The 25,158-nt window shown below is 72.9% G+C and carries 19 protein-coding genes; 14 read left to right on the top strand and 5 right to left on the bottom strand.

All coding sequences use genetic code 11. From position 1 onward, the window contains the following. Positions 1 to 177: 177 nt before the first annotated feature. From GKQ77_RS00095 to GKQ77_RS00050, 10 genes are all read left to right on the top strand, one after another. A complete protein-coding gene (locus GKQ77_RS00095; RefSeq protein WP_219686517.1) occupies positions 178 to 513 on the top strand; it encodes an acyl carrier protein in 336 nt (111 codons plus the stop codon). A 33-nt stretch (positions 514 to 546) separates the two neighbouring features. After that, a complete protein-coding gene (locus GKQ77_RS00090; protein ID WP_219686516.1) occupies positions 547 to 6,270 on the top strand; it encodes a type I polyketide synthase in 5,724 nt (1,907 codons plus the stop codon). Positions 6,271 to 6,282: 12 nt separating this feature from the next. After that, entirely contained in the window at positions 6,283 to 7,947 is a 1,665-nt protein-coding gene (locus GKQ77_RS00085) for a long-chain-fatty-acid--CoA ligase (protein ID WP_219686515.1), read from the top strand. Between the two features lie 47 nt (positions 7,948 to 7,994). Continuing rightward, positions 7,995 to 9,008, top strand: a complete 1,014-nt coding sequence (locus GKQ77_RS00080; RefSeq protein ID WP_219686514.1) for an LLM class flavin-dependent oxidoreductase — start codon at positions 7,995 to 7,997, stop codon at positions 9,006 to 9,008. A 35-nt stretch (positions 9,009 to 9,043) separates the two neighbouring features. Beyond that, a complete protein-coding gene (locus GKQ77_RS00075; RefSeq protein WP_219686551.1) occupies positions 9,044 to 9,805 on the top strand; it encodes a thioesterase II family protein in 762 nt (253 codons plus the stop codon). Further along, a complete protein-coding gene (locus GKQ77_RS00070) occupies positions 9,802 to 11,310 on the top strand; it encodes an MFS transporter (RefSeq protein WP_219686513.1) in 1,509 nt (502 codons plus the stop codon). The genes GKQ77_RS00075 and GKQ77_RS00070 overlap by 4 nt, the downstream gene beginning before the upstream one ends. A gap of 233 nt (positions 11,311 to 11,543) precedes the next feature. Beyond that, a complete protein-coding gene (locus tag GKQ77_RS00065; RefSeq protein WP_219686512.1) occupies positions 11,544 to 12,737 on the top strand; it encodes a cytochrome P450 in 1,194 nt (397 codons plus the stop codon). A gap of 97 nt (positions 12,738 to 12,834) precedes the next feature. After that, on the top strand, positions 12,835 to 13,791 hold the full coding sequence (locus GKQ77_RS00060; RefSeq protein ID WP_219686511.1) for a diacylglycerol/lipid kinase family protein: 957 nt from the start codon (positions 12,835 to 12,837) through the stop codon (positions 13,789 to 13,791). A gap of 61 nt (positions 13,792 to 13,852) precedes the next feature. Beyond that, a complete protein-coding gene (locus GKQ77_RS00055) occupies positions 13,853 to 14,221 on the top strand; it encodes a nuclear transport factor 2 family protein (RefSeq protein WP_219686510.1) in 369 nt (122 codons plus the stop codon). A 73-nt stretch (positions 14,222 to 14,294) separates the two neighbouring features. Continuing rightward, positions 14,295 to 15,848 carry an MmgE/PrpD family protein gene (locus tag GKQ77_RS00050; protein ID WP_219686509.1) on the top strand — a complete coding sequence of 518 codons (1,554 nt, stop codon included), beginning with the start codon at positions 14,295 to 14,297 and terminating at the stop codon, positions 15,846 to 15,848. A gap of 37 nt (positions 15,849 to 15,885) precedes the next feature. Here the strand turns inward: GKQ77_RS00050 and GKQ77_RS00045 are convergent, their stop codons facing one another. Next, a complete protein-coding gene (locus GKQ77_RS00045; protein WP_258020631.1) occupies positions 15,886 to 16,539 on the bottom strand; it encodes a ScbR family autoregulator-binding transcription factor in 654 nt (217 codons plus the stop codon). A 229-nt stretch (positions 16,540 to 16,768) separates the two neighbouring features. Here GKQ77_RS00045 and GKQ77_RS00040 point away from each other — a divergent pair, with 229 nt between their 5' ends. Continuing rightward, on the top strand, positions 16,769 to 17,791 hold the full coding sequence (locus GKQ77_RS00040; RefSeq protein ID WP_219686507.1) for a ScbA/BarX family gamma-butyrolactone biosynthesis protein: 1,023 nt from the start codon (positions 16,769 to 16,771) through the stop codon (positions 17,789 to 17,791). A 53-nt stretch (positions 17,792 to 17,844) separates the two neighbouring features. On the opposite strand, the gene GKQ77_RS00035 is transcribed toward GKQ77_RS00040, so the two are convergent. After that, a complete protein-coding gene (locus tag GKQ77_RS00035) occupies positions 17,845 to 18,447 on the bottom strand; it encodes a TetR family transcriptional regulator (protein WP_308117490.1) in 603 nt (200 codons plus the stop codon). Positions 18,448 to 18,557: 110 nt separating this feature from the next. On the opposite strand from GKQ77_RS00035, the gene GKQ77_RS00030 reads away from it, so the two are divergent. Then, positions 18,558 to 19,781 carry an acyl-CoA dehydrogenase family protein gene (locus GKQ77_RS00030; RefSeq protein ID WP_219686505.1) on the top strand — a complete coding sequence of 408 codons (1,224 nt, stop codon included), beginning with the start codon at positions 18,558 to 18,560 and terminating at the stop codon, positions 19,779 to 19,781. Continuing rightward, positions 19,768 to 20,490 (top strand): HAD family hydrolase, encoded by a 723-nt coding sequence (locus tag GKQ77_RS00025; protein ID WP_219686504.1) that lies wholly within the window; start codon positions 19,768 to 19,770, stop codon positions 20,488 to 20,490. Before GKQ77_RS00030 ends, GKQ77_RS00025 begins: the two co-directional genes overlap by 14 nt. Here the strand turns inward: GKQ77_RS00025 and GKQ77_RS00020 are convergent. From GKQ77_RS00020 to GKQ77_RS00010, 3 genes are read right to left on the bottom strand one after another with little or no spacing between them, the layout of a single operon-like run. After that, the gene (locus GKQ77_RS00020) at positions 20,412 to 21,374 is read right to left on the bottom strand and encodes a hypothetical protein (RefSeq protein ID WP_219686503.1); all 963 of its coding nucleotides are present in this window, start codon (positions 21,372 to 21,374) and stop codon (positions 20,412 to 20,414) included. The genes GKQ77_RS00025 and GKQ77_RS00020 overlap by 79 nt on opposite strands. Further along, the gene (locus GKQ77_RS00015) at positions 21,371 to 21,952 is read right to left on the bottom strand and encodes an RNA polymerase sigma factor (RefSeq protein ID WP_219686502.1); all 582 of its coding nucleotides are present in this window, start codon (positions 21,950 to 21,952) and stop codon (positions 21,371 to 21,373) included. The genes GKQ77_RS00020 and GKQ77_RS00015 overlap by 4 nt, the downstream gene beginning before the upstream one ends. A gap of 50 nt (positions 21,953 to 22,002) precedes the next feature. Beyond that, a complete protein-coding gene (locus GKQ77_RS00010) occupies positions 22,003 to 23,151 on the bottom strand; it encodes a threonine synthase (protein WP_219686501.1) in 1,149 nt (382 codons plus the stop codon). Positions 23,152 to 23,450: 299 nt separating this feature from the next. Between GKQ77_RS00010 and GKQ77_RS00005 the strand changes: the two genes are divergently transcribed. After that, positions 23,451 to 25,025: a S8 family peptidase gene (locus GKQ77_RS00005; RefSeq protein WP_219686500.1), complete on the top strand. Its 1,575-nt coding sequence runs from the start codon at positions 23,451 to 23,453 to the stop codon at positions 25,023 to 25,025. Positions 25,026 to 25,158 lie beyond the last annotated feature (133 nt).

The raw sequence follows: 25,158 nt of genomic DNA, 5'->3' as shown, positions 1-25,158 counted from the left end.
AGCATCTCGATCCTGACAGCGGGATCTGACCCGGCGCTGACGCCGTACTGATTGGCCCGGACGAATTGATTGAGACAACCCCGCGGCAAGTTACGGAAAGAGGTGACTGAGTGGCGCGCCCGCAGGGTACGCGCGCGATGTCAGTGAGGCGTCAGCCCGCATTGCTTTCATGGCCGCATGTCTCCCGAACACATGACTCTTCAGCAATTTCGCGAACTTCCGAGGGCGGAACTCGCCGAGGAAATGGAGCAGCTCCTCGTCAGCCAGTTCAGGGCGACCCTGCTCATGGACGACGCGGAGGAACTGCCGCTCGACATCAGCTACTTCGACCTCGGCCTCACCTCGCTGAAGCTCACCGAGATGAGGCGGACCCTGGAGGGGATCCTCGACCTCTCCATCAACGCGAACGTGCTCTTCAACGAGCCCACGGTCGGCCGGCTCCTCGACTATCTCGTCGACGCGGTCTCCGACCCGTCCCACGCAGTGACCGGCGCGATACCCAGCACCAACTGATCCACCAGGGTCCCGGACAGAAGGAGACGCGGTATGCCGCGCGAGGAATCAGAGAAGAATCAGGTGTCCGACCGGACGCCGGAGCCGATCGCGATCGTCGGCGTGGGCCTGCGATTCCCCGGCGGCAGCAATTCCCTGGATGAATTCGACGCCTTCCTGCGCGAAGGACGGTCCGGGATCGGACCCATTCCCGGCGACCGGTGGGACGTCGAGGCGTTCACCCCGCAGAGCCCGGACGACAAGGGGAAGATCCATACGACGTCCGGCGGATTCCTCGACCGCATCGACCGTTTCGACGCGGCCTTCTTCAACATCTCCCCGAAGGAGGCCCAGTACATGGACCCCCAGCAGCGCATGCTGCTGGAGACCGCCTGGCAGGCCCTCGAACACGCCAACATCGACCCCGCGCCGCTGCGCCGGGGCAACGGCGGCGTCTACATCGGCGCCAGCTCCATCGACTACGCCCTCGAACTGGACTCCCTGCCCTACGAGGAACTGGACGGCCTGCTCGCCTCCGGCATCACCATGTTCCCGCTCTCGGGACGCCTGTCGTACTTCCTCGGCTGGCGCGGCCCGAGCATGAGCGTCGACACCGCCTGCTCCTCCTCGCTCGCCGCCCTGCACGTCGCCGTCCAGGGGCTGCGCGCGGGCGAGACCGACATCGCGCTGTGCGGCGGCGTCAACGCCCTGCACCACCCGCGCATCCCGGTGATGTTCTCCAACGCGCAGATGCTGTCCCCCGACGGGCAGTGCAAGACCTTCGACGAGTCCGCCGACGGGTACGCCCGCGCGGAGGGGTGCGGCATCCTCGTACTGAAGCGGCTCTCGGACGCCACCCGCGACGGCGACACCGTCCTCGCCCTCGTCCGGGGCACCGCCGTCGGCCAGGACGGCGACAGCGCGGGCCTGACCGTGCCCAACGGCCCCGCGCAGGAGAAGGTGATCCGCTCCGCGCTCGCCGCCGCCGCGCTCGCGCCCGAGGACATCCAGTACGTGGAGGCGCACGGCACCGGCACCCCGCTGGGCGACCCCATCGAGTTCGGCGCCATCGGGGACACCTTCGCCGACTCGCACACCAAGAGCGACCCGCTGCTCGTCGGCTCGGTGAAGACCAACCTCGGCCACATGGAGCCCGCCTCCGGCATCGTCGGCGTCATCAAGGCGGTCCTGCAGATCCGGTCCGCCACGATCTACCCGCACCTCAACCTCGACACGCCCTCCGGCCGCATCCCCTGGGACCTGTACCCGGTGCGGGTGCCCACCGCCTGCGAGCCGTGGAAGGCGCCGGTGCGGCGCGCGGTCGTCAACAGCTTCGGCTTCGCGGGCACGATCGGCGCGGTCGTCCTGGAGCAGCCCCCGGCCGCCGAGGAGCGGGAGACCGCGACCGGCGAGGCGCCCGCGACCCCCATGTTCACGCTCTCCGCCAAGACCGCCGCCGCCCTCCGCGAACAGGTGGCGAACTACCGGCGGTTGCTCGACGAGGACCCGGACCTGCCGGTCGACGCCCTCTGCTACACCGGCAACGTCTCGCGCACCCACCACCCCTACCGCGTCGCGGGCCCGGTCACCGACCGCGCCGCGCTCACCAAGCTTCTGGACAAGGCCGCCGACCACGACCACCAGGGCCCGGCCGGCATCCGCAAGGTCGCGTTCATGTTCAGCGGGCAGGGCTCGCAGTACGCGGGCATGGGCGCCCACCTGTACGAGCGCTTCCCGGTCTTCCGCCGCCACGTCGACGAATGCGACCGCCTCTTCGCGGAGCATCTGGGGCGCTCCATACGGGACCTGGTGCTCGGCACCGCCGACGACCCCGAGGCGATCGACCGCACCGAGTACACCCAGCCCGCCCTCTTCACCCTGGAGTACGCGCTCGCCCAGCTCTGGATGGCCTGGGGCGTGCGCCCGAACGTGCTCATCGGCCACAGCATCGGCGAGGTCTCGGCCGCCGCCGTGGCGGGCCTGTTCAGCCTCCCGGACGCCGTGACGCTGGTGGCCGCCCGCGCCCGCCTCATGCAGGCCGTGCGCGCCGAGGGCGGCATGGCCGCGATCGGCGCCCCCGCCGAGGACGTCCTGCCGCTCCTCGAGCCCCACCCCGACCTGGCGCTCGCCGCATCGAACGCCCCCGACCAGTGCGTGATCTCCGGCGGCGCGGAAGCGCTCGCGCAGGTCACCGAGGAACTGCGCGCCCAGGGGCTGCGCGTCGACCAGCTGGCCGTCTCGCACGCCTTCCACTCGCCGCTCATGGCCGAGGTGTACGACGACTTCCGTGCCGCCCTGGACGGCCTCACCTTCCGCGAGCCGTCCATCAGCCTCATCTCCAACGTCACCGGCAAGCTCGCCCGCTTCGCCGAGATCGGCACCCCCGACTACTGGGTGCGGCACATCGGCGAGCCCGTGCAGTTCCTCTCCGGGATCCGCGCGGTCGCCCGGCGCGGCCGCCACGCCCTCGTCGAGATCGGCCCCTCCACCGCGCTGACCGCCCTCGCCCAGCGCTCGCTGCCCGTCGCCGACCACCTCTGGCTGGCCAGCCTGCGGCGGCGCGACCGGGGCGGCGACACCACGCTGCGGGCGCTCGCGGAGTACTACACCGCGGGCCTGCCGGTCTCGTGGTCCGGCTACCACGAGGACCGTATCGTCCCCGCCAAGACGGCGCTGCCCACGTACGCCTTCCAGCGCAAGCGCTACTGGCTGCCCACCGCGACCCCCCGCAAGGGCGGCGCGCGGGGCGGCGTGGCGCACCACCCGATGCTCGGCACCGAGAGCCAACCGGTCGGCGACGTACGGGAGTTCACGGCCGAGTTCACCGCCGAAGAGCTGGGCGCGCTTGCCGACTTCGCCGACGGCGACCGTACGACACTGCCCGCCAGCGCCTATGTGGACCTGCTGCTCGCGCTCCAGGACGCCGTGCACGGCCACACCCGCACCGCCCTCCAGGAGCTGCGGCTCCGCGAACCGCTCACCCTGACCGCCGACACGCCCTGCACGCTGACCACCCGGCTGCGGCCGCGCGCGGACGGCGGCGCAGACGTGACGGTCCTGAGCGTGCCGGAGAAGGCCGCCGACGGCGAGGACGGCACCGAACTGGTGCACGCCACCGCCGTGTTCGCCGCCGGTACCGGCCAGACCCAGGACGACCCGGTGCTGGCCGGGCTCGGTCTCGGGCCCGTCGTGCTGGAGAGCGACGCCGAGGACCTCTACACCGACCTCGCCTCGGTGGGCCGCCCGCACGGCCCGCGCGCCCGCGCCCTGGTGAGCGCCGCCCGCCACCAAGACGGGTGCCACAGCGCTGAGTTGAGCTGCCGGGGCACCACCGCCGTCGAGCAGATGCCCGCCGAGCTGATCGAGGCGGCCGTGGCGGCGGCCATCGCCCTCGACCCCGAGGGCCCCGTCTTCCTCGCCCGGGAGATCGCCTCCGTACGGCACTTCAAGAAGCCCCGCGCCGAGCGGCTGACCGTCGTCGCCCGCGTCGCCACGGAACGGGACCGGCGCCTCGCCGACATCCTGGTCCTGGAGGACGGCAACCCGGTACTCGAACTCGGCGGCGTCACCCTCGCCCGCCCCGAAGTCCCCTCGGGCCGCCGCCAGTTCCTGCACCGCCCGGAGTGGGTGCGCCGCGCCCTGCCCGCCCTCGCCTCCGGCACGGCACCCCGGCACCTCCTGCTCCTCGGCCGCACCGACAGCGCCCCCACGGCGGACGGCGGCCCGCGCGTCACCCCGGTCGCCGACTCCGCCGCCCTCAAGGCCGCCCTGGAGGACACCTCCGTCACCGACGTCTGCTGGAGCTGGCGGCAGCTGCCCGGCGCCATGTCCGCCGAGCTGATGCGCGCCGAGTGCGAGCACAACTACCGCGACCTGCTCGGCCTGCTGACCGTCCTGGACGCCGCCGCCCAGCAGCGCCCGCCCCGGCTGTGGCTGGTCACCGAGGGCGCCCAGCGGCTGCCCGGCGACGGGGCGGGCACCGGCGCGCACCTCGGCGCCGCCACCCTGTGGGGCTTCGGCCGGGTGCTGCTCACCGAGTCGCCCCAGTACCGCGCGACGCTCGTCGACATCGAGCCCGGCGGCGACCTCTCGGCGCTGCTCGACGAGGTCCGCGCCGAGGCACCCGGCGAGTACCAGGTCGCCCTGCGCGCGGGCCGGCGCCACGTCCGCAGGCTGCTGCCCGGCGACGCCGCCCGCACCTGGCCCGGCGGCTTCGCCCTGCGCACCCCGGACTCCGGCGACCTCTCCGACCTCGCCCTCGCCCCCGCCGACGACCGCGCCCCCGCGGCCGGCGAGGTCCAGGTGCGGGTCGCGTCGGTCGCCCTCACCGCCGCCGACGCCCGGGCCGCCCTGGACGGCGAGCAGCCCGCAGGGGCGGGCCCCGTGCTCGGCTCACTGGCCGCGGGAACAGTCCTCGCGGCAGGCGCCGAGGCCGCGTTCACGGCGGGCGACGAGGTGTACGTACGTCATGACGGCGCCCTGTGCGCCACCCTCACCGTCCCCGCCACCGAGGTGGCCCTCGCCCCCGGCGCGGCGAGCGGCAGGGCAGGCGGCAAGGGGAGGGGCGGGGCCACGGCGTTCCGCCTTGAGGAGATCGGGGAGGCGCTGCGCACCGCCGCCTCCGGAGCCCGCGAGGTGTGGGTGGACGTGCCCGGCGGACCGGAGGCCGAGCCCGCCCCGGCCCGCGTCCGCCCCGACCGCACGTACCTGGTCACCGGCGGTCTCGGCGGCCTCGGCCTGGTCACCGCCCGCAAACTGGTCTCGCTCGGCGCCCGGCACCTCACCCTGGTCAGCCGCGGCGGACGCGCCACCGAGGAGGCGGCGCCGGTCCTCGCCGAACTGTCCGAGCGGGCCGAGGTCACCGTCATACGGGCCGATGTGAGCAGCGCCGACGACGTGCGCCGACTGGCCGCCGGCCTCGCGGCAGGACCGCACCCGGTCGGTGGTGTCGTGCACGCGGCCGGCTCCTTCGACAAGAAGCTGATCGCCGAGCTGACCTGGGAGTCCATCGACGCCCAGCTCGCCCCCAAGGCGTACGGCGGCTGGCTGCTGCACGAGGCCGCCGAGGAGTTCTTCCCCGACCTCGACTTCTTCGTGACGTACTCCTCGATCGCCTCCGTGCTCGGCGGCGCCACCCAGGGCCACTACGCCGCGGCGAGCGCCGGACTCGACGGCCTCGCCGAGTGGCGCGGCCTGCGCGGGCTGCCCGGCCTCTCGGTCAACTGGGGCGCCTGGGCCAGGGTCGGCATGTCCGCCAGGCTCGACGAGCAGCTCGCCCAGGAGATCGACCGCAGCGGCGTCCGCTTCTTCTCGCCCACCCGGGCGCTCGACACCCTCGCGCGGCTCTGGCAGCGGCCCGGCAGCCGCCGGGTGGTGGGCGAGTTCGACTGGGCGCGGTATGTGGCGGGCGGCGGCGTGGACGACGCGTTCTACGACCGGCTCGCCCGGCACGACCAGGGCGGCGCGGACGGCACCGGCCTCGACCTCGCCGCGCTCACCGCCCTGCCGAAGCCGGAGCGTACGGCCCTGATCGCCGCGGCCGTGCGGGAGAAGGTCGCCGACGCCCTGCACATGGACGCCGAGGACGACCTCGACCCGAACGCCGAGTTCGTCTCGCTCGGCCTGGACTCGCTGATGGCCCAGACCGTCAAGGGCGGCCTGGAGACGCTGTTCCGGCTGCCGCTGCCCGCCTCGCTGACCTTCGACCACCCGACGGTCCGCAGGCTCACCGAGTTCCTCGACGGGCGCCTCGCCCCGGCCACCCAGCAGCACCCCTGACGGGAGACCACAGTGGAGAACCACACGACCACCAACTGGACGCTGACCCGCACCTCCAGGGCGCACGCCGGAGGCCGGGCGGAGCACGCGGCGATCATCTGCGAGGGCCGCACCACCACGTACGGGAAGCTGCACAGGGACAGCAACCGCGCGGCCCACGCCCTGCGCGACGCCGGGATCAAGCTCGGCGACCGCGTCGCCTACCTGGGCCGCGAATCGGAGAACTACTACCTCACGATCCTCGCCTGCGCCAAGGCCGGTGCCGTCCTCGTCCCGGTCAACTGGCGCCTCACCCAGGGCGAGGTGGACCACATCCTGCGCGACTCCGGCGCCGTGCTCCTCTTCGTCGACGACGAGTTCTGGGAGACCGCGGACCGCGTCAAACCGCTGCTCCCGGGGCTGCGTACGGTCGTCCGCGTCGACGGCACCGACAGCGAGGGCGAACCGGCGCGCGGCACCGGCCTGCCCGCCTGGTACGCCAACCACCCCAACACCGACCTGGAGCCGGGCACCGGACCCGACGACGCGGTCGTCCAGATCTACACCAGCGGCACCACCGGGCTCCCCAAGGGCGCGGTCCTCGCCCACCGCAGCTTCTTCACGCTGCCCGCCGCGATGCGCGAACACAGCGCCGACTGGCTCGACTGGCTGCCGGACGACGTCAGCCTGATCTCCCTGCCGGGCTTCGGCATCGCGGGCATCGGCTGGTTCATGCACACCTTCAACGCCGGGGCCACCAATGTGGTCATGCCGCAGTTCATCCCCCAGGAGGCGGTACGCCTCATCCGGGAGCACCGCGTCACCATCACCTTCGCCGCGCCCGCCATGCTCCAGATGCTGATGGCCGAACGCGGCGCCGGACCGGACGCGTTCGCCTCACTACGCAAGATCGCCTACGGGGCGGCGCCGATGTCGGAGACGCTGCTGGAGCGCTGCCTGGCGGTGTTCGGCTGCCAGTTCGCGCAGATCTACGCCAGTACGGAGACCGGCAGCGTCGCGGTCTGCCTGCCGCCCGAGGCCCACCGCCCCGGCACCGGCCTCCTGAAGTCGGTCGGCAGGCCCTGCCCCGGCAACGAGGTCAAGGTCATCGGCCCGGACGGCGAGAGCCTGCCGCCCGGCGAGACCGGCCAGATCTGCGTCCGCACCCCCTCCCGCATGCTCGGCTACTGGAACCTCCCCGAGGCCACCGAGCGGACCGTCGTGGGGGAGTGGCTGCACATGGGCGACGCCGGCTACCTCGACGAGGACGGCTATGTGTACCTGCGCGACCGCATGAACGACACGATCATCGTGGCCGGGCAGAACATCTACCCCGCCGAGGTCGAGAAGGCGCTCGCCGCCCACCCGGCCGTCGCCGACGCCGCCGTCGTCGGAGTGCCCGACCCGCACTGGGGCGAGGCCGTGCACGCCGTCGTCGTCCTGCGGCCCGGCGCCACCGTCAAGCCCCGCGAACTGCTCGTCGCCCTCCGCGCCCACCTCGCCGACTACAAGATCCCGAGCGCCTTCCACTTCGCCGACGAGCTGCCGCGCAACCCCTCGGGGAAGATCCTGCGCCGCGAGGTGCGGGACCGGCTGACCGCCGACGCGCCCCCGTCGGCCGAGCGCCTGACCCTGCCCGTCCAGCGCCGCGACTCGGCACGGACGGCCTCGCTGCCGCCGCAGCGCCAGCACGCCTGACGCACGCCATCCGACCCGCCTCTCCGCCAGACGAAACGGAGCACCCCATGCAGCCCTCTGCCGGGCCCCTGCGCATCGGCATCCTGTTGCCCACCCGGGAACAGGCCATCAACGGCACCTACGCGGCCGCCCCGCTGCTCGACTTCGCCCGGCAGGCCGAGGCGCTCGGCTTTGACTCGCTGTGGGCGGGCGACTCGCTGACCGCCCGGCCGCGCCTCGACCCGCTGGTGGTGCTCTCCGCGGCCGCCGCCGCCACCGAGCGCATCACCGTCGGCACAGCCGCGTTCACACCCGCCCTGCGCCACCCGCTGATCGGCTCCCACATGATCGCGAGCCTGGACCACGTGGCCGCCGGCCGTCTCGTCCTCGGGCTCGGCTCCGGCTTCCCGATGCCCGAGACGGAGGAGGAGTTCGCCTCCGTCGGCGCGTCCTTCGCCGGGCGGGTGGGGCGGCTCGACGAGATCACCGCGCTGTGGCGCACCGCCTGGCGCTCCGGTGAGGAGGACCAACCCACCCACTTCCAGGGAAAGTTCTGGCAGGCCGAACGCCTCGAGCGGCTGCCCAAGCCCGCCTCGCCCGGCGGCCCGCCGCTCTGGCTGGCCGGCAGCGACACCCCGAAGGTGCTCGCCAGGGCCGCCGAGAAGTACGACGGCTGGCTGCCGTTCCTGCCCGACGCCGAGGCGTACGGCAGGGCCCGCGCCCGTATCGCCGAACTCGCCGATGCGGCGGGCCGCGCCCCCGGCGCGGTGACCCCCGCGCTGTACGCGACGGTCACCGTCGACCGCGACGAGGCGGCGGCCAAGGCCGAACTCGAGCACTACATCGAGCACTACTACGGGCGCTCCCTGGAGCAGATGTCGGCCATCCAGGCCTACGGCTGGGGCAGCGCCGAGAGCTGCGCCGAGTGGCTGGGCGCCTATGTCCGCGCCGGCGCCCGCCATCTGGTCATCCGCGTCGGATCGCTCGACCCGGAGCCGCAGTTGAAGGAGATCGCCGAGGTGCTGCTGCCCGCGGTACGCGCCATCGGGGAGCAGACAACCGTTGGGAGAACACAGTCGTGACCACCGCCACCGCCACCGCCGCCCTGGGCCAGGAGATGTCCGCCGCGGGCGAGTGGTTCCACCCCGCCGTGCCCTCCGAGGACGCCTCCGTACGGCTGTTCATGCTGCCGCACGCGGGCAGCGGCGCCATCATCTACCGCGACTGGGAGCGGCTGCTGCCCGGCGACATCGCCCCGCAGGCCGTCACCCTGCCCGGCCGCCACAACCGGCGTGACGAGATGACGTACGAGGACTGGGACCCGCTGCTCGACGCGCTGCACGAGGCGGTCGTCGACGACCTGGACGAGCGGCCCTTCGCGTTCTTCGGGCACTGCCTCGGCGCGCAGCTGGCGTTCCGCCTCACCATCCGCATGGAGGCGGAGGGCGGGCCCTCGCCGGTGCTCGTCGGGATGTCCGGCTGGTCGCCCGAGGGCTTCTTCCAGCCGACGGAGGAGCAGAGCCGGATGCCGGACGCCGAACTCGTCGAGTGGATCAAGAAGTTGGGGTCGTTCCCCGCCGAGATCTACGACAACCCGCAGATGCTCGCCCTCGTCGTCCCCGCGCTCCGCGCCGACCTGCGCGTCGCCGCCCAGTACGTCGACGACGGCGCGGGCACCGCCTGCCCGCTCGTCTCCTACGGCGGCGCGTCCGACCCGCTGATGGAGAGCCCGGACGCCATGACGCACTGGGCCGGACGCAGCCCGCACTACCTGGGCCACAGCGAGTACCCGGGCGGCCACTTCTACATCGACAGCCACGCCGAGGCCGTCACCACGCACTTCGCCCAGCGGCTGCGACGACTGGCGGGCCGCTCATGACCACCGAAGCGGACCTCGACGTCAAGGCCGGAGCGGACACCGGCGTCAAGGGCGCGGACGTCCCGCCCGGCGTGCCGCAGGCCGCGCCGCCGGACGGGGCCCCGGCGGCCAAGCCCTCCTACGGGGCGCTGCTCGTCGTCCTGGCCGGCCTCTTCATCACCAACCTCGACTTCTTCATCGTCAACGTGGCGATCCCCTCGCTCCAGACGAACATGCACGCCACGGCGGCGGAGATCCAGCTGATCGCCGTCACCTTCACCATCGGCCTCTCCGCGCTGCTCATCACCGGCGGCCGGCTCGGTGACATCTACGGCAGGCGCCGGGTCTACTCGATCGGCGTGGCGCTCTTCACGCTCGCCTCGCTGGCCTGCGGCATCGCCCAGAACATGGGCGAGCTGATCGTCGCCCGAGGCTTCCAGGGCGCGGCCGCGGCCCTGGTCATCCCGCAGGTGCTCGGCATCCTGACGACGACGTACTCGGGCAAGCACCGGGCGGTCGCGTTCAACGCGTACGGCATCGCGCTCGGCGCGGCCGCGGTCTTCGGCCAGCTGATCGGCGGCCTGCTGATCAGGGCCGACGTCTTCGGCATGGACTGGCGGACGATCTTCCTGATCAATGTGCCGATCGGCGTGCTCGTCCTCGTGCTCACCCCGAAGCTGGTGCCGGAGTCGAAGTCCGAGGGCCGCACCGGGCTCGACCTGATCGGTGTCCTGCTGGTCACCGCCGGGCTCACCGCCGTCGTGCTGCCGCTGGTCATCGGCCGCGAGGAGGGCTGGCCCGCCTGGACCTGGCTGTGCATGGCGGCCGCGGTGCCGCTGCTCGCCGCGTTCTGGTTCAGCCAGCGGCGGCTCGCGGCGGGCGGCAAGTCGCCGCTGGTGAGCCCGTCGCTCTTCCACGACAGGGCGTTCGGCATCGGGTCCGTCACCATCCTCGTCTACTTCTCGGTGATGGCCTCCTTCTTCCTGGTCCTCGCGCTCTACCTCCAGCAGGGGCACGGCACTTCGGCCCTGGAGTCGGGGCTGCTCTTCGTGCCGCTCGGCCTCGGCTTCTTCGTGGCCTCGGCGATGGCGCCCAAGTTCGCCGCCAAGCTGGGCCGCCAGGCGCTCGCGCTGGGCGCCCTCGTGGTGGCGGCGGGCGATGTCGCCTTCGCCCAGACGGCCTCCGCCCTCGGCACCACGGGCTCGGTCGGCTGGTGCGTCCCTGCGATGGTGGTCTGCGGCTTCGGCATGGGCCTTGTGGTCGCCCCGCTCACCTCACTGGTCCTCGAGGGGGTGGCGCCCGGGCACGCGGCGGCGGCCTCCGGGGTCTTCTCCACCGGGCAGGAGATGGGCAACGCGCTGGGCATCGCGGTCATCGGCGTCGTCTTCTTCGACCAGGTCGGCGAGCATCCGTCCGCACAGGGCTACACCGACGGGTTCGGGTTCAGCCTGTACGTCCAGGCCGGCATCTGCCTCCTGGTCGCGGTCCTGGTGCAGTTCCTGCCACGCAAGGCCGAAAAGGGCTGACCGAAGGCCCGGAGGACGGGCGGCACGGACGGCGGGTGCCCCGGAGCGAAAAGCTCCGGGGACCCCGCCTTTTCGCGTGTGGCGGCCATGTTTCCCGCGCTGGTCAGAGGTGGTGCGGACGGCCGCGGAGAGGATCAGCAGGGCGTCAGGGGAGCATCAGGCCTTTCGGCCAGCATGACGGAAAGGAATCAGCCATATCCCAGGGGGGGAATGTCATGCTGGTCACTCCTGTCATGTCCGAGATTCAACCGTCGCTCGCTGCCTGGCCCATGCCGCGCACCTGCCCTTATTCGCCGCCGGACGCCTACGCCGGGCTCCGCGGGGGCGGGCCCGTCAAGGTGCGGATCCGGACAGGCGAAGCATGGCTCATCACGCGCTATGCCGATGTCCGCGCGGTCCTGACCGACGCGCGTTTCAGCTCGGACGACACCCGGCCCGGTTTCCCCGTCCGTATACAACTGCCGCCCGCGCCCCGGGTGATGTCGTTCACGCGCATGGACGGGCCCGAGCACGGACGGCTGCGCCGGATGGCGATGACCGAGTTCACCGCCCGCCGCACCCGCGCGCTGCGGCCCTCGGTGGAGCTGCTCGTGGAGCGCCTCGTCGACGAGCTGGAGCGGGGGCCGCGCCCGGTCGACCTGGTGGCCGCCTTCTCCGTCCGGCTGCCGTCCCTGGTGATCGCCCGCATGCTGGGCGTCCCGGAGGCCGACGAGTGCGACTTCACCGAGCTGAGCCAGGCCGTGCTCTCCCAGGACGCCACGCCCGAGCAGATCTACGCGGCCTTCGTGGAGATGACGCGCTACCTGGACGAGCTGATCCGCAGGAAGGGCCGTGACCCCCAGGAGGACATGCTCAGCCGGCTCGCCACGCGGTACGTGGCCACGGGCGAGCTGTCCCACGACGACCTGGTGGCGATGGCGAGGCTCTTCCTGGTGGCGGGCCACGAGACCACCGCCCACCAGCTCAGCCTCAGCGTCCTCAGCCTGCTGCGCGAGCCGGTCCTGTGGGACCGGCTGCGCCGTGAGCCGGACCTGTTCGCCCCGGCCGTCGAGGAGCTGCTGCGCTACTGGTCCATCACCCAGGACAACCAGGTCCGCGTCGCCGTCGACGACGCCGAGATCGGCGGCGCCCGCATCGCGAAGGGCGACGGCGTGATCCTCGCCTACCCGAGCGCCAACCACGACGAGACCGTCTTCCCCGGCGGCGACCGCCTCGACCTGGACCGGGACGCGAGCCGGCACATCGCCTTCGGCCACGGCCCGCACCTGTGTCCCGGCGCCTCGCTGGCCCGCATGGAGCTGGAGGTCGCCCTGCGCGCCCTGGTGGGCCGCTTCCCCGGCCTGCGCGTCGCGGACGCCCCCGGGGCGGTGTCGTTCCGCGAGAACACGATCAACTACGGCCTCGACTCGCTGCTCGTGACCTGGTAGCGCACCCGGCGACGGAGTCAGCCGCACGTCAGACCGGCGTCAGCGCCCGGTGGAAGAGTCTTCCGCAGGTGCTACCAGATCAAGGAGTACGCCCGACATGGCCGACAGCAGCGACGCCGCGGGCCCCACCAGGGCCCTGGTCATAGCCAATCCCGCATCCGGCAGCCACAGCCCTGAACTGGTGCGCGAAGTACGGGAGATGTGCTCCGCCCACCTCTCCCGCACCGAACTCCACCTCACCACCGCCCGGGGGGACGCGACCGCCTACGTGCGCCGCGCCCTGGAACGGCCCGAGGGGGCGCCCGACCTCGTCGTGGCCATCGGAGGCGACGGCACCGTCCGCGAGGTGGTCCAGGGCCTCGACGGGACCGCGGGGCGGGCCGCGCTCATGGTGGTCCCCGGCGGCACCGGGAACTCCGGATACAAGATGCTCTGGGGCGACCGGCCCTGGACCGAGTCGCTCAAGGCGGTGCTCGCCGACTCCGGGGCGGGCGGCAGCGCCCGCGTGCGCCGGCTGGACCTGGCGCGGCTCGCCGAGACGGGCAACCGCGTCTACCTGGGCGCCTGCAGCGGTGTGATCGCCAACGCGCTCATCACCGCGAAGGACAGCCCGCTCCACGGACGTGAGCGGTACGCCAAGGCGTTCACCGACACCGCCGCGACCTACGTCCCCTACCCGGGCCGGGTCGTCGTCGACGGGCGCGTGGTGCACGAGGGGCCGACCGTCCTCGCCAACGTCGGGGGCGGCCGCTACCGGGGCGGCCGGTTCCTGGTGCTGCCCGAATCGCTGCTCGACGACGGACTGCTCGACGTCTGCGTCATCGGTGGCGGTGTCGCCGCCACCGAGGTGCCCGGACTGACCCTGGAAGCCGCGCACATGGGCCATCCGGCGACCGTCTACGCGCGCGGTCGCTCGATCACCGTCGAGCGGACCGACGGCGAGCGGCTGCCCCTGGAGCACGACGGCGAGTACCAGCACACCATCGGCGCCTCGGCCACCTTCGAGGTGCTGGCGGGAGCGCTCGCCGCCTGGGCGCCGGTGGACCCGGCCTGACCTGCCCCCGTACGACCCTTACAACCCTTACAGCTACGACCCTTACGGCCAAGGAGCCCTCATGAGCGACCTCACCCACACCGTCACCCGCTACCTCGCCATCTGGAACGAGGCCGACGCCGACAAGCGCGCCGCCGCGATCGCCGAACTCTTCACCGCGGACGCCCCCTACATCGACCCGCTCGCCGCGGTCGAGGGCCACGAGGGCGTCGGCGCGGTCATCGCGGGCGCCCGCGACCAGTTCAAGGGCCTCAGCTTCGAACTGATCGGCACGGTGGACACCCACCACAACATCGCCCGCTTCCAGTGGGGCCTGGTCACCGAGCCCGGCGCCGAGCCGATCGCCATCGGCTTCGATGTCGCGGTCACCGCCGACGACGGCCGCATCAAGGGCGTCTACGGCTTCCTCGACAAGGTCCCCGCGGCCTGATCACCCCGGGGCGGCCGTGCGCCACCGGCGTACCGCCGCCCCGGACCACACCGGTAAAGGAAGGGTGCGGCACATGCCGGCAGTCCTCGCCGAACGCGTGGCCCGGACGCTCTGCGAACAGTGGGAGAGGCCCCGGCCCCCGGCGACCCGCGCCGCCACGGACACCCCGCTGCGCGAACTGTCCGCGTGGGCCGCGCGGTTGCGCCCCCAGGACGTCCCCTGCCGGGTGCTCAAGCTCGCCGCCAGCCAGGTCCTCTCGCAGATCGCCTCCATTAGGGCGGGCCTCGCCCACCCGCTCGGCCGCAAGCTCGTCGCCGCCTTCGGCCACCCCATGCAGCGCGACCCGCGCGCCGCCGCCGGTGTCTTCGCCGCCCTCGGCTCCTGGCTCAACCTCGACGACACCGCGTACGCCGGTCATCTGTCGAACTCGACGGTCGCGGTGCCCCTCGCCTTCGCGTACGCCCGCAAGCTCGACGGGCTCTCACTCCTGACGGCCGTCGTCGCCGCCAACGAGTGCGCGGCCCGCATCACCGCCTCCGCGACCCTCGGTCCGCTGCGCGGGCAGAGCGCCGTGCACACCCACCTCGCGGGCGCGGTGGCCGGCCGGCTGCACTGCGACCGCGCCCCCGCCGCCCAGTGGGAGAACGCCTTCGGCCTGGCCTTCGCCATGCCCAACTGGCCGCTGATGCGGGCCTTCCTCGCCAGTGACGCCCGGCTCTTCAACACCTTCACGCCCGTACGCACCGCCATGGACGCCTGTGACGCGGCGGCCGCCGGGCTGCGCGGCGCCCCCGACATCATCGAGCACCAGGACGGCTTCCTGGCCCGCTTCGCGACCGTGCCGCTGCCCCAGGCGGTGGCCAAGGGGCTCGGCCGCCGCTGGCACACCGACACGCTCTCCTTCAAGATGCACCCGGGCGGCCCCGGCATCGACGCGGCGGTGGACTGCGCCGCGGAGATCCACCGGGAGCTCGGCCCTCTCCGCCCGCGGGACGTGGCGGAGATCGTCGTCGAGGCGTCCCTCTACACCCTCTTCGCGGGCGAGCGCGCGGCCCAGTACGTCAACGGCCCCGGCTCCCCGCTCGGCGCCCTCGTCCTCGACGTGCCCTACCCGGTCGCCACCACGCTGCTGACCGGGGAGTTCTCGGTGGACGACTTCTCCTCGCCGCGCCTGGACGACCCCGACCGCTGGGAGCTGGCAGGCCGCGTACGCCTGGAGCACGACACGGGCATGACCCGCGAACTGTTCCTGTCCGACGCGCCGTTCGGGGAGGCCGTGCGCGAGGCGGGCCCGCTGGCCGCGCCCTGGCTGCGCGGCTTCGGCGGCGACGAACTGGTCGGCCTCATCGGCGATCTCGGCACCGCGGGCCAGGACTTCACCCGCTCGACGAAGGCCACCGGCGCCCGGGTCACCGTACGGCTGACCGACGGCCGTACCGTGACGCGCGGCCGTCTCATCCCGGTCGGCGCCGCCGGTCCCGACACGCGGGCGCGCCACTCGGAGATGGTGCGGGAGAAGTTCCTCGCAGTCGGCGGCGCGCAGCAGGTGGCCGACACCGTGGGCGCGCTGCACCGCATGCGGCCGAGGGGCGTGCGGCGGTGGATAGAGGCGGCCTTCCTGGACTGACCGCCCTGGACCGGCTGCCCTGGACCGGCCGCCCTGGTCAGCCCGGCTGCCCGTACACCGGCAGGAAGACGTCCACGATCTCCTGCACGCGCTCGACGACGTCCTGGCGGTTGGCCTGGACCCAGGAGATGTGCTGCGCGCCGAAGAGCGCGGACCGCAGCACGCGCGCCAGCGCGGCCGGGTCGGCGGTCTCCAGGGTGCCCGCCTTCCGGCAGTTCTCCAGGAGTTCGGTGAGCAGGTCGGTGAAGGCGACGTAGGGGACCGGCATCTCGACCTTGATGTAGGGCCGCTCGATCTGGAGCCGGGAGCCCGCCTTGATGAAGTCGTCGTCACGGAAGCCGCCGGCCACCGCCGTCATGACCTCCGCGACCGTCGCGGGCGAGGACTGGTCGCCCTCCAGGACGGGGGCGATGATCTCGTTCAGCCTGCGGTAGAACTCGTCCGCCACGGCGGCGGCGATCGCCTCCTTGTTGGCGAAGTGGAAGTACACGGCCCCCTTGGTCAGCTCCGCCTTGTCGGCGACGTCCTTGATGGTGACGGCGGGGAAGCCGGACTCGGCGAAGACCGAGGCCGCCGCGCGGAGGATCGTCCTGCGGGTGTGGATGGCCCGCTCCTGCTTGAGGTGCGAGGTGTCGTCGGACGGGGTGGCGGTCGACAGAGGGGGCAGCGGTGCCTTGCGTTCGTTGCTCATGGCTTCCATATCGTGCTGTGCGCCAACGTGACTGTACGCAGGGTGAGTTGGTGGTGATGGCACGTGGTTACGGCTCTTGAAATATACCTTCTCGCAGGTATATTAATTCCCACGCCGCAAGGCTTCACACGTCTGATCTCCGGCAAGAGTTCGTCCTGATTTGGGGGAAGCGTTGTCTCAGAATTCGGTCGTGCTCATCGATGATTCCAGAAACCGGGATGCCTCATCAATGGCCTCCACCGCGCCCGGCCTCACGTTCCTCAGACCCGTCCCGCGCGAGCTGGTGCACCGCAGCTCGATCGCGGAGGTCTTCGTCACGGACGGCTGTCGTGTAAGCGACAGCCGTTTCTCCGTCGCGGCCCAGTGGCCGCGCGACCACGCGCTCTACCACCCCGACGAGCGGGGGTTCAGCGACCCCATGCTCTTCGCGGAGACCATCCGCCAGGCCATGCTCTATGTGGCACACGAGCACTTCGAGGTGCCGATCGGGCACCGGTTCGTCGGCCGCGACCTGTCCTTCGAGATCACCGACCCGGCCGCGCTGCGGATCGTCGGCGTCCCCGTGCCCGTGGTCCTCGAGACCGAGTGGACCTGGGAGGAGGGCCGGCCGAGGGGGGCCCGGCTCGACGTACGGCTGTTCGCGGGCGCCAGGCTCTGCGGCAGCGGCACGATCCGGGTCTACGTCATGGACGACAGGCGGTACGGACTGCTGCGACGGATGGCGTGGGGCGGCGACACCCCGCCCGCCCCGGCCGTGGTCCGCGCGGACGCCGCGCCGCTCGTGCCGCCGCGCCGGGTCGGCAGGCTGCGCTGGAAGGACTGCGTCCTGGAGCGCTGCTGGCCGGACGGGGACTGGCAGCTGCGCCTCGACCGCGACCACGCCGTGCTCTTCGACCACCCCACCGACCACGTGCCGCTCATGGTCCTGATGGAGGGCTTCCGGCAGCTCGGCCACCTCTGTGTGCACGAGACGGTCGAGGAACCGCTCGGCGACCGGGCGTTCACGCTGGTCGGCATGGAGGTGGAGTGCGCGGCCTTCGCCGAACTGAACGCGCCGATCCGGCTCGTCGTCGAACAGAGCGTGCCCGGCCTCACCCCGGCCGACGCCTACCGGCTGCGCGTCGCGGCCCTCCAGGGAGACACCCTGCTGGCCAGGACCGACATGACGTGGGCGGGCACCGGAGCGCCCGGCCTCCGGGAGGCGGCGGGCCACTTGCCCGAGCCGGCCTCACTGACCGGCCTCACCTCGTAACCCCGCCATGCGGGCCGGCCCCGTAGCCCACCCTGCGGGCCCGCCCCATCGCCTCACTGCCCTGGTCTGCCCCGCAGGGCGTGGGACAGGACGTTCCACATGGCGGCCACCCGGCTGCCGGACTCCGGCCGTTCGTGGGCGGAGCCCATCCAGAACACACCGAAGAACGCGGCCACGAGCAGGTCGGCCACGGCCTTGGCGGACGCCGACGCGTCCCAGTGCCCCTCCTGCTGCACCTCGCCCACCAGGTCGTACACGGCCGTGTGGGTGCCCTCCAGCAAGGTCGCCGTCACCCCGGACGCCTGAGCGGTCTCCAGCGTCAGCCGGAGCGCGGCGCGGGCGCGCACATCGCACTGGAAGAGCTCGCCCAGGGTGAGCATGAGGGTCCGCAGCCGGTCGAGCGCCGGTCCGGTGGCGGCCTTCGCCTCACCCAGGGGGAGTTCGACCGCGGCGGTCAGGTGGGAGGACAGGACGGCGGCAAGCTCCTCCTTGTTGGAGAAGTGGCCGTAGAGGGCGCCCTTCGTCAGGCCGATCTGGTCGGCGATCTTCTGCAGGTTGGTGTTCGCGTAGCCGTACCGCGCGAACTCGTACGCGGCGGCGTCCAGGACGGCGTCGTATGTGCGCAAGGCCCGTGCTTGCTTCGGCAAGGTGCACACCTCCTTCACTGGGGATCGAGCTTCACTGTGGATCGAGCGGCGCGGGACCGACGGTGAGAAAGATACGTTCAAGAACGAATTCTAATCGGCGAGAGAGGTGTATGCCACAGATGATTCAGTCACAGAGTTCACCCGCAGGACATCAGCGCACCGGCGGCCACGCGCTGCCGCCCGCGGCGGTCGCGAGCGCCGCCAGGTCGGCGGCCGTCCACGCGGACGGCGCCGAGCGCGAACGGCGGCTGCACGACGAGACCGTGGGGCTGCTCACCCGCGCCGGATTCGCCCGGCACTTCGTCCCCCGCGCCTGGGGCGGCACCGAGGGCACCTTCGGCGCCCTCATCGACGCGGCCGCCACGGTCGGCGCGGGCTGCACGTCCGCCGCGTGGTGCGGCGTCCTGTGGGGCGCGCACGGCAGATTCGCCGCCTATCTGCCTCCCGACGGGCAGCGCGACCTCTGGGCGGCCTCGCCCGACACGCGGATCACCGCCGTGATGAGCGCGTCGGGCGAGGCGAGAGCCACCCGGGACGGCTGGCTCCTGAGCGGCACCTGGGCGTACGCGAGCGGGGTGGCCTTCGCCGACTGGCTGCTGCTCACCTCCACCGAGCCCGCCGAACAGGGCGGCCGCTGCCGGGTCTTCGCCGTCCCCCGCATGCGGGTCACCGTCCTCGACACCTGGGCGGCCGACGGGATGCGCGGCACCGGCAGCCACACCGTCGTCGTCGACTCCGTGCTCGTGCCCCGCCACCGCTCCTTCCTCATGGCCGACCTGACCGCGGGCACCCCCGGCCCCGGGCGCTCCCGATGCCACACCGTCCCCGCCCAGCTCGGCGGCGGCCTCCTCTTCTGCGCCCCCGCCCTGGGCGCCGCCCGCCACGCCCTTGAGGCGTGGTCCCGGCGGGCGGCGCGCAGCGCCCCGCACCTCTCCGACGCCGACGCGCTGCGGCTGCACCGGGTCCTCGCCGTGTCGGCGGACGAGATCGAGGCCGCCCAGCTCCTGCTGCGGGACGCCGCGCAGACCGCCGACGCCGGCGCCTGGACCGAGCGGGACGTCGCGCGGAACCGGCGCATCGCCGCCTCGGCCATCGGGCTGCTCGCGCGCGCGGTCGAGCGGCTGCACCGCACCGGCGTACGCCCCGATCCGGCGGGCCGGGACGTCGTCGGGCGGTGCCGCCGCGACGTACGCACCGTGGCGGGCCACCGCATGCTGCGCCGGGAGCAGGCCGCGGTCGACTACGCCCGCAGCGTCTTCTCCGCCTTCTGTGAACCGACGCCCTCCGAAGTGCGGGCGACCGAGCGGGACCTGGCCCTGGAGGCTCCCCATGCCGACGTCTGAGCGCCCCACCCGTCTGGTCTTCTCCGACGTCGACGAGACCCTGATCACCTGCAAGAGCCTCCTCGACTTCCTCGGCCACTACCTGGCGGGCCGGTACGGCTCCGAGGGCGAGCGCCGCGCCGCCGGGATCCGCGAGGAGCTGCGCGCGAGGGTGGCCGCGGGCCTGCCGCGGGCCGAGGCGAACCGCGCCTACTACCGCGCCTGGCGGGGCGAACCGGTGGCGGCGGTCGAGGAGTGGGCCCGCCGCTGGTTCGCCGAACGCAGCGCCGCCGAGGGCTTCTACGTACGCCAGGTCGCCGCGGAGCTGCGCAGGCACCGGGCCGAGGGCGCGAGCATCGCCCTGGTCTCCGGCTCCTTCCGGCCGCTCCTCACCCCGCTCGCGGAGGCGGTCGGCGCCGAGCACGTGCTCTGCGCCCGCCTGGAGCGGTGCGGCCGCGTCTACACCGGCGCGCTCCTCGGCGCCCCCGTCATCGGCGACGAGAAGCGCCGCCTGGTGCGCGAACTGCTGGCTCGGTACGCGCACATCGACCCGGCGGACTGCTACGGCTACGGCGACGACCCGACCGACCTGCCGATGCTCTCCGAGGTGGGGCACGCGGTGCTGGTCGGGGCGCCGTCCGCCGGAACTCCTCAGCGCTTCTTGTCCGCCGATTTGTTCGCCGACTTGCCCGTCGGCTTGTCGGCCGGGCCCACCTCCAGCCAGGTGTAGCGGTCCGCCGGGGTGGACTGGCCCCGGATCCTGTGGGTGTTCTCAAGGAGCAGGCCGGTGCCGGGGTCGACGACGTAACGGTCCTTCGTCCAGTACGTCACGTCCTCGCCCGGGCCCGTGGAGTACCGCGCCTCGCGCGTCATCTCCACGGCGACACCCGGCCTGCCCTTGCTGTCCTTCACCTCACCGATCAGCTCGATGCCGGGGGTGTCCGCGAGGATCCGGAAGAGCGCGGCGCGCAGCCGCGGGCTCGCGGGGGAGTCCTCCAGCATGATCAGGATCTGTTCGGACCGGCTCTCGGCGTCCTTCGGGAAGAGCGCGGCGAGCGCCTTCTCGTCGGTGGGCAGCTCGTCGAGCTGCGGCCAGGTCAGCCACTCCTCGCCCACCGGCCACTTCTTGACCTCGCCCGGCCCGCCCGAGCGGGCGTAGTAGGTGGTGAAGGTCCGCTTCCCGTCGTCCTGGTTGTCCGTCTCGACCCGTACCTTCCAGTACTGGGCATCGGACGCGGGCGCCTCGGCGGCCACCCCCGCCATGTCGTCGAGGAACCGGCCCGCCGAGGCCGAAGCGGTCGCCGCGGGCTTCCCGCCCAGGTCGAGGACGGGGTAGGCGACGGCTCCCGCGGCGATCGCGGCCACGGCGGCGGTGGCGACGAGCAGCCTGCGGCGGCGCGGTACGGAACGCGTCCGCTCCCGCGTCTCCCGCGTCTCCCGCGTCTCCCGCGCCTCCTGCGCCGCGAAGGCGACGGCGGCCTGTGCCGCGGCCACCGCGCCCGGCCGGGGCGGCGGCACGTCACCGGCGGTGATCAGCTGTGCGGCGCCGGGGAAGTCGAGAAGGTCGGCGTGCTCGGCGCGGGAAGCGCCACCGTGCTCGGTGCGTTCGGTCATGCCAGGTCTCCTGTCAGCTTGAGGGGTGCGTCGGCGCGCAGCCGGTTGCGGGCGCGATGCAGCCGTGATCTGGCCGTCCCCGCCGGGATGCCGACGACCGCGGCGGCCTCGCCGGGCGTCAGCTGCTCCCAGGCGACGAGCTGCAGCAACTCGCGCTCCACGTCGGGGAGTTCGGTCAGAAGGGCGCGCAGTCGCGGGGCGACCGCCGCCGCGTCGAGCCGCGCGTCCACCGCCTCCCACGGGTCCTCGCGGCCGTCGCCCGGCCGTCCGGGGCGCTGCCGCTCGGTCCGCCGCCAGTGCGCGGAAAGGACGTTTCTGGCCACTCCGAACAGCCAGGCCCGCACGGGCCCGCGGGCCGCGTCGAAGCCGTGCCGGGTGGCGTAGGCCTGGAGCCAGGCCTCGGCCAGCAGATCGTCCGCGGCGCCGGGCGCCCGCCGGGCGAAGTAGCCGTGCAGGGCGCCCGAGTGGCGGCGCACCAGCGGCTCGAACGCCGACGCGTCGCGTCCGGCGCGGGCAAGCAGTTCCTCGTCCGTCGCCGCGCCGGCCGTACCGGGGCCGTCCCGTTCATCCGGTGTCACGAGCCCTCCGTCTCCGACCGCCGGACGGCGGTCTCACCCCCTACTTGGCATCAGCCGCCCGTGCCGTTCGCGAGCCCCGTCCTCGCCCCCGCCCCGCACAGCGGAACCACCGCGGTCCGCTCGCCGAGCGCCCCGTCCCGCACGGCCGCCCAGCAGGCCACGCCGGTCGGCTCGACGTACAGGCCGCGCCCCGCGAGATCCCGCTGGGCCGCCGCGATCTGCTCCTCCGTCACCGTCAGGAAGGCGCCGCCCGACTCCCGTACCGCCCGCAGGACCTGCCGCGCGCGGGGCGGGCGAGGGATCGCGATGCCCTCGGCGAGGGTGGGCGTGGGCTCGCTCCCGCCGGCCGGGAGCAGATCGTCCGCGCCCGCCCGCCAGGCCTCGGCGAGCGGGGCGAGCGCCGCGGACTGCACCGCGTACAGGGCGGGCGCCTTCGCGATGAGCCCCGCCGCGTACAGCTCGCGCACCGCGAGGGCCACGCCGAGCAGCAGCGTTCCGTTGCCGACGGGCACCACGAGGACGTCGGGCAGCCGGCCGCCCAGGTCCTCCCAGACTTCGTACACGTACGTCTTGGTGCCCTGGAGGAAGTAGGGGTTGTGGACGTGCGAGGCGTAGAAGGTGCCGTGCTCGTCGGCGGCGGCGCGGGCCGCGCGGGCCGCCGACTCCCGCCCGCCGTCGACGACTTCGAGCCGCGCCCCGTGCGCGCCGATCTGCTCCAGCTTCTTCGGCGACGTACCGGCGGGTACGTACACGGTGCAGGGGAGCCCGGCCCGCGCGCAGTACGCGGCGACGGCCGTGCCCGCGTTGCCGCTGCTGTCGGCGATGACGCGCGCGGGCCCGAGGCGCTGCGCGAGGGCGGCGAGCACGACCGCGCCCCGGTCCTTGAAGGAGAGCGTCGGCATGAGGAAGTCCAGCTTGGCGCGGATGCCGTCGGCCAGCTCCACGACCGGCGTGCGGCCCTCGCCGAGCGAGATCGCGGGGGCGGGCAACGGCAGGCACTCCGCGTACCGCCAGAGCGAATTGACGCGCCCGGCAAGGGACTTGAGCTGTCCGGGAGTGGGGGAGAAGTCCAGGTCGAGGGGGCCTCGGCAGACGGGGCAGGCCCATTCGAGCGAGCCCGCCGGGACGCGCGCCCCGTCGGCGGGGCAGTAGCGGTCCGGCAGGGCGTGGGCGCTCGTGGCGGCGGTCGTGACGGTCATGCGCGCAGGCTAATCGGACGGGCGGATCGAGCAGGCCGCACTCCATGGAGGGTGTGTGGCGGTCGTGTTACGTCCGGTCGTGACTCTTGTGGGATTCCTATGGATCAGCCAATCTTTCGTCCCGACGGAGGCGGAATCCCGTACGGCAGGGCACGTCCATGTGAATGTACGCGTACAGATGTACGTACATATTGACATGTCCCTGTCGAGTACCCCTGTCGGGCGACGCCTCCGCATGTGTGGGCACCACCAGCACCAATCCCCCACCAGCGCACCACCTATTGAGGAGGACCCCTCAGATGGCAGTGATGCGTCATACCCGCCGAAGACTGGCCGGGATCAGCGCGACAGCGGTCGCGGCCCTCGCCCTCGGCGTCGTCTCCGCCCTCCCGGCCAACGCCCAGCCGGAGCGTGCGGAAGGCAGGATCGAGAACGCCGGCGCCCCCGGCACGATCAAGAACAGCTACATCGTGAGCCTCGGCAAGGACGCCCCGAAGGCCCGCTCCGCCGAGGGCCGGGCCCTCGCCAAGGAGTACGGCGCCGAGATCGAGCGGACCTACGACAAGGCCCTCAACGGCTACGCGGTCGAGCTGACGGAGGCCGAGGCGAAGAAGTTCGCCGCCGACCCCGCGGTCGACGCGGTCGTCCAGAACCGGACGTTCACTGCCTCCGCGACCCAGACCAACCCGCCCTCCTGGGGTCTGGACCGCATCGACCAGAAGAACCTGCCGCTGGACCAGAAGTACACCTACCCGGACTCCGCGGGCGAGGGCGTCACGGCGTACGTCATCGACACCGGCGTCCGCATCAGCCACACCGACTTCGGCGGCCGCGCCTCCTACGGCTATGACGCCATCGACAACGACAACACCGCCCAGGACGGCCACGGCCACGGCACGCACGTCGCCGGTACCGTCGCGGGCACCCTGCACGGCGTCGCCAAGAAGGCCAAGATCGTCGGCGTCCGCGTGCTGAACAACCAGGGCTCGGGCACCACCGCCCAGGTCGTCGCGGGCATCGACTGGGTGACCAAGAACGCGGTCAAGCCCGCCGTCGCCAACATGTCGCTCGGCGGCGGCGCCGACAGCGCGCTCGACACGGCCGTACGCAACTCCATCGCGTCCGGCATCACCTACGCGGTCGCGGCCGGCAACGAGTCGACCGACGCGTCCACGAAGTCCCCCGCACGCGTCCAGGAGGCCATCACCGTCGGCGCCACGACCAGCACCGACGCCAGGGCCAGCTACTCCAACTACGGCAGCGTCCTCGACCTCTTCGCCCCGGGCTCCTCGATCACCTCCGCGTGGAACTCCGGCGACTCGGCGACCAACACCATCTCCGGTACGTCGATGGCGTCCCCGCACGTCGCGGGCGCGGCGGCGATCTACGTGGGCCAGAACCCGTCGGCGACCCCGGCGCAGGTCTCCACCGCCCTCGTCAACGCCTCCTCGACCGGCGTCGTCACCAGCCCCGGCACGGGCTCGCCCAACCGCCTGCTGAACGTGACGGGCGGCACCACCAACCCGCCGGGCCCGAAGTTCACCAACGACACGGACTACGCGATCCAGGACAACGCCACCGCCGAGTCCCCGGTGACCGTGACCGGCGTACCGGGCAACGCGCCCGCCGCCCTGAGCGTGCCGGTGACCATCCAGCACACGTACATCGGCGACCTCCAGGTCCAGCTGATCGCCCCCGACGGCACGGCCTACACCCTCAAGGGCTACGGCACCGGCGGCAGTTCGGACAACATCAACACCACGTACACGGTGAACGCCTCCTCGGAGACGGCCAACGGCACGTGGAAACTGCGGGTCAGCGACAACGCGGCCCAGGACACCGGGAAGATCGACACGTGGAGCCTGCAGTTCTGACCGGCCTCTCGTGAGCATGTGACTCGCCCTCGCGTACGGCACCGGGTCAGCGACCCGACCGGCCGCGAGGGCGAGGCGCGTGGCGGGGCGCGTGGCGAGGCGCGTGGCCAGACGCGTGGGGGGAGCGTGGCGG

It is taken from the genome of Streptomyces anatolicus (assembly GCF_019400875.1).
GTDB classification, from domain to species: domain Bacteria; phylum Actinomycetota; class Actinomycetes; order Streptomycetales; family Streptomycetaceae; genus Streptomyces; species Streptomyces anatolicus.
This window is presented reverse-complemented; position numbering and strand designations above follow the sequence as displayed.

Coding starts and splice junctions, on each gene's coding strand:
- GKQ77_RS00095 (WP_219686517.1), top strand. CDS start 178: ATGTCTCCCGAACACATGACTCTTCAGCAATTTCGCGAACTTCCGAGG.
- GKQ77_RS00090 (WP_219686516.1), top strand. CDS start 547: ATGCCGCGCGAGGAATCAGAGAAGAATCAGGTGTCCGACCGGACGCCG.
- GKQ77_RS00080 (WP_219686514.1), top strand. CDS start 7,995: ATGCAGCCCTCTGCCGGGCCCCTGCGCATCGGCATCCTGTTGCCCACC.
- GKQ77_RS00075 (WP_219686551.1), top strand. CDS start 9,044: ATGTCCGCCGCGGGCGAGTGGTTCCACCCCGCCGTGCCCTCCGAGGAC.
- GKQ77_RS00070 (WP_219686513.1), top strand. CDS start 9,802: ATGACCACCGAAGCGGACCTCGACGTCAAGGCCGGAGCGGACACCGGC.
- GKQ77_RS00065 (WP_219686512.1), top strand. CDS start 11,544: ATGTCCGAGATTCAACCGTCGCTCGCTGCCTGGCCCATGCCGCGCACC.
- GKQ77_RS00060 (WP_219686511.1), top strand. CDS start 12,835: ATGGCCGACAGCAGCGACGCCGCGGGCCCCACCAGGGCCCTGGTCATA.
- GKQ77_RS00055 (WP_219686510.1), top strand. CDS start 13,853: ATGAGCGACCTCACCCACACCGTCACCCGCTACCTCGCCATCTGGAAC.
- GKQ77_RS00050 (WP_219686509.1), top strand. CDS start 14,295: ATGCCGGCAGTCCTCGCCGAACGCGTGGCCCGGACGCTCTGCGAACAG.
- GKQ77_RS00045 (WP_258020631.1), bottom strand. CDS start 16,539: ATGAGCAACGAACGCAAGGCACCGCTGCCCCCTCTGTCGACCGCCACC.
- GKQ77_RS00040 (WP_219686507.1), top strand. CDS start 16,769: ATGGCCTCCACCGCGCCCGGCCTCACGTTCCTCAGACCCGTCCCGCGC.
- GKQ77_RS00030 (WP_219686505.1), top strand. CDS start 18,558: ATGATTCAGTCACAGAGTTCACCCGCAGGACATCAGCGCACCGGCGGC.
- GKQ77_RS00025 (WP_219686504.1), top strand. CDS start 19,768: ATGCCGACGTCTGAGCGCCCCACCCGTCTGGTCTTCTCCGACGTCGAC.
- GKQ77_RS00020 (WP_219686503.1), bottom strand. CDS start 21,374: ATGACCGAACGCACCGAGCACGGTGGCGCTTCCCGCGCCGAGCACGCC.
- GKQ77_RS00010 (WP_219686501.1), bottom strand. CDS start 23,151: ATGACCGTCACGACCGCCGCCACGAGCGCCCACGCCCTGCCGGACCGC.
- GKQ77_RS00005 (WP_219686500.1), top strand. CDS start 23,451: ATGGCAGTGATGCGTCATACCCGCCGAAGACTGGCCGGGATCAGCGCG.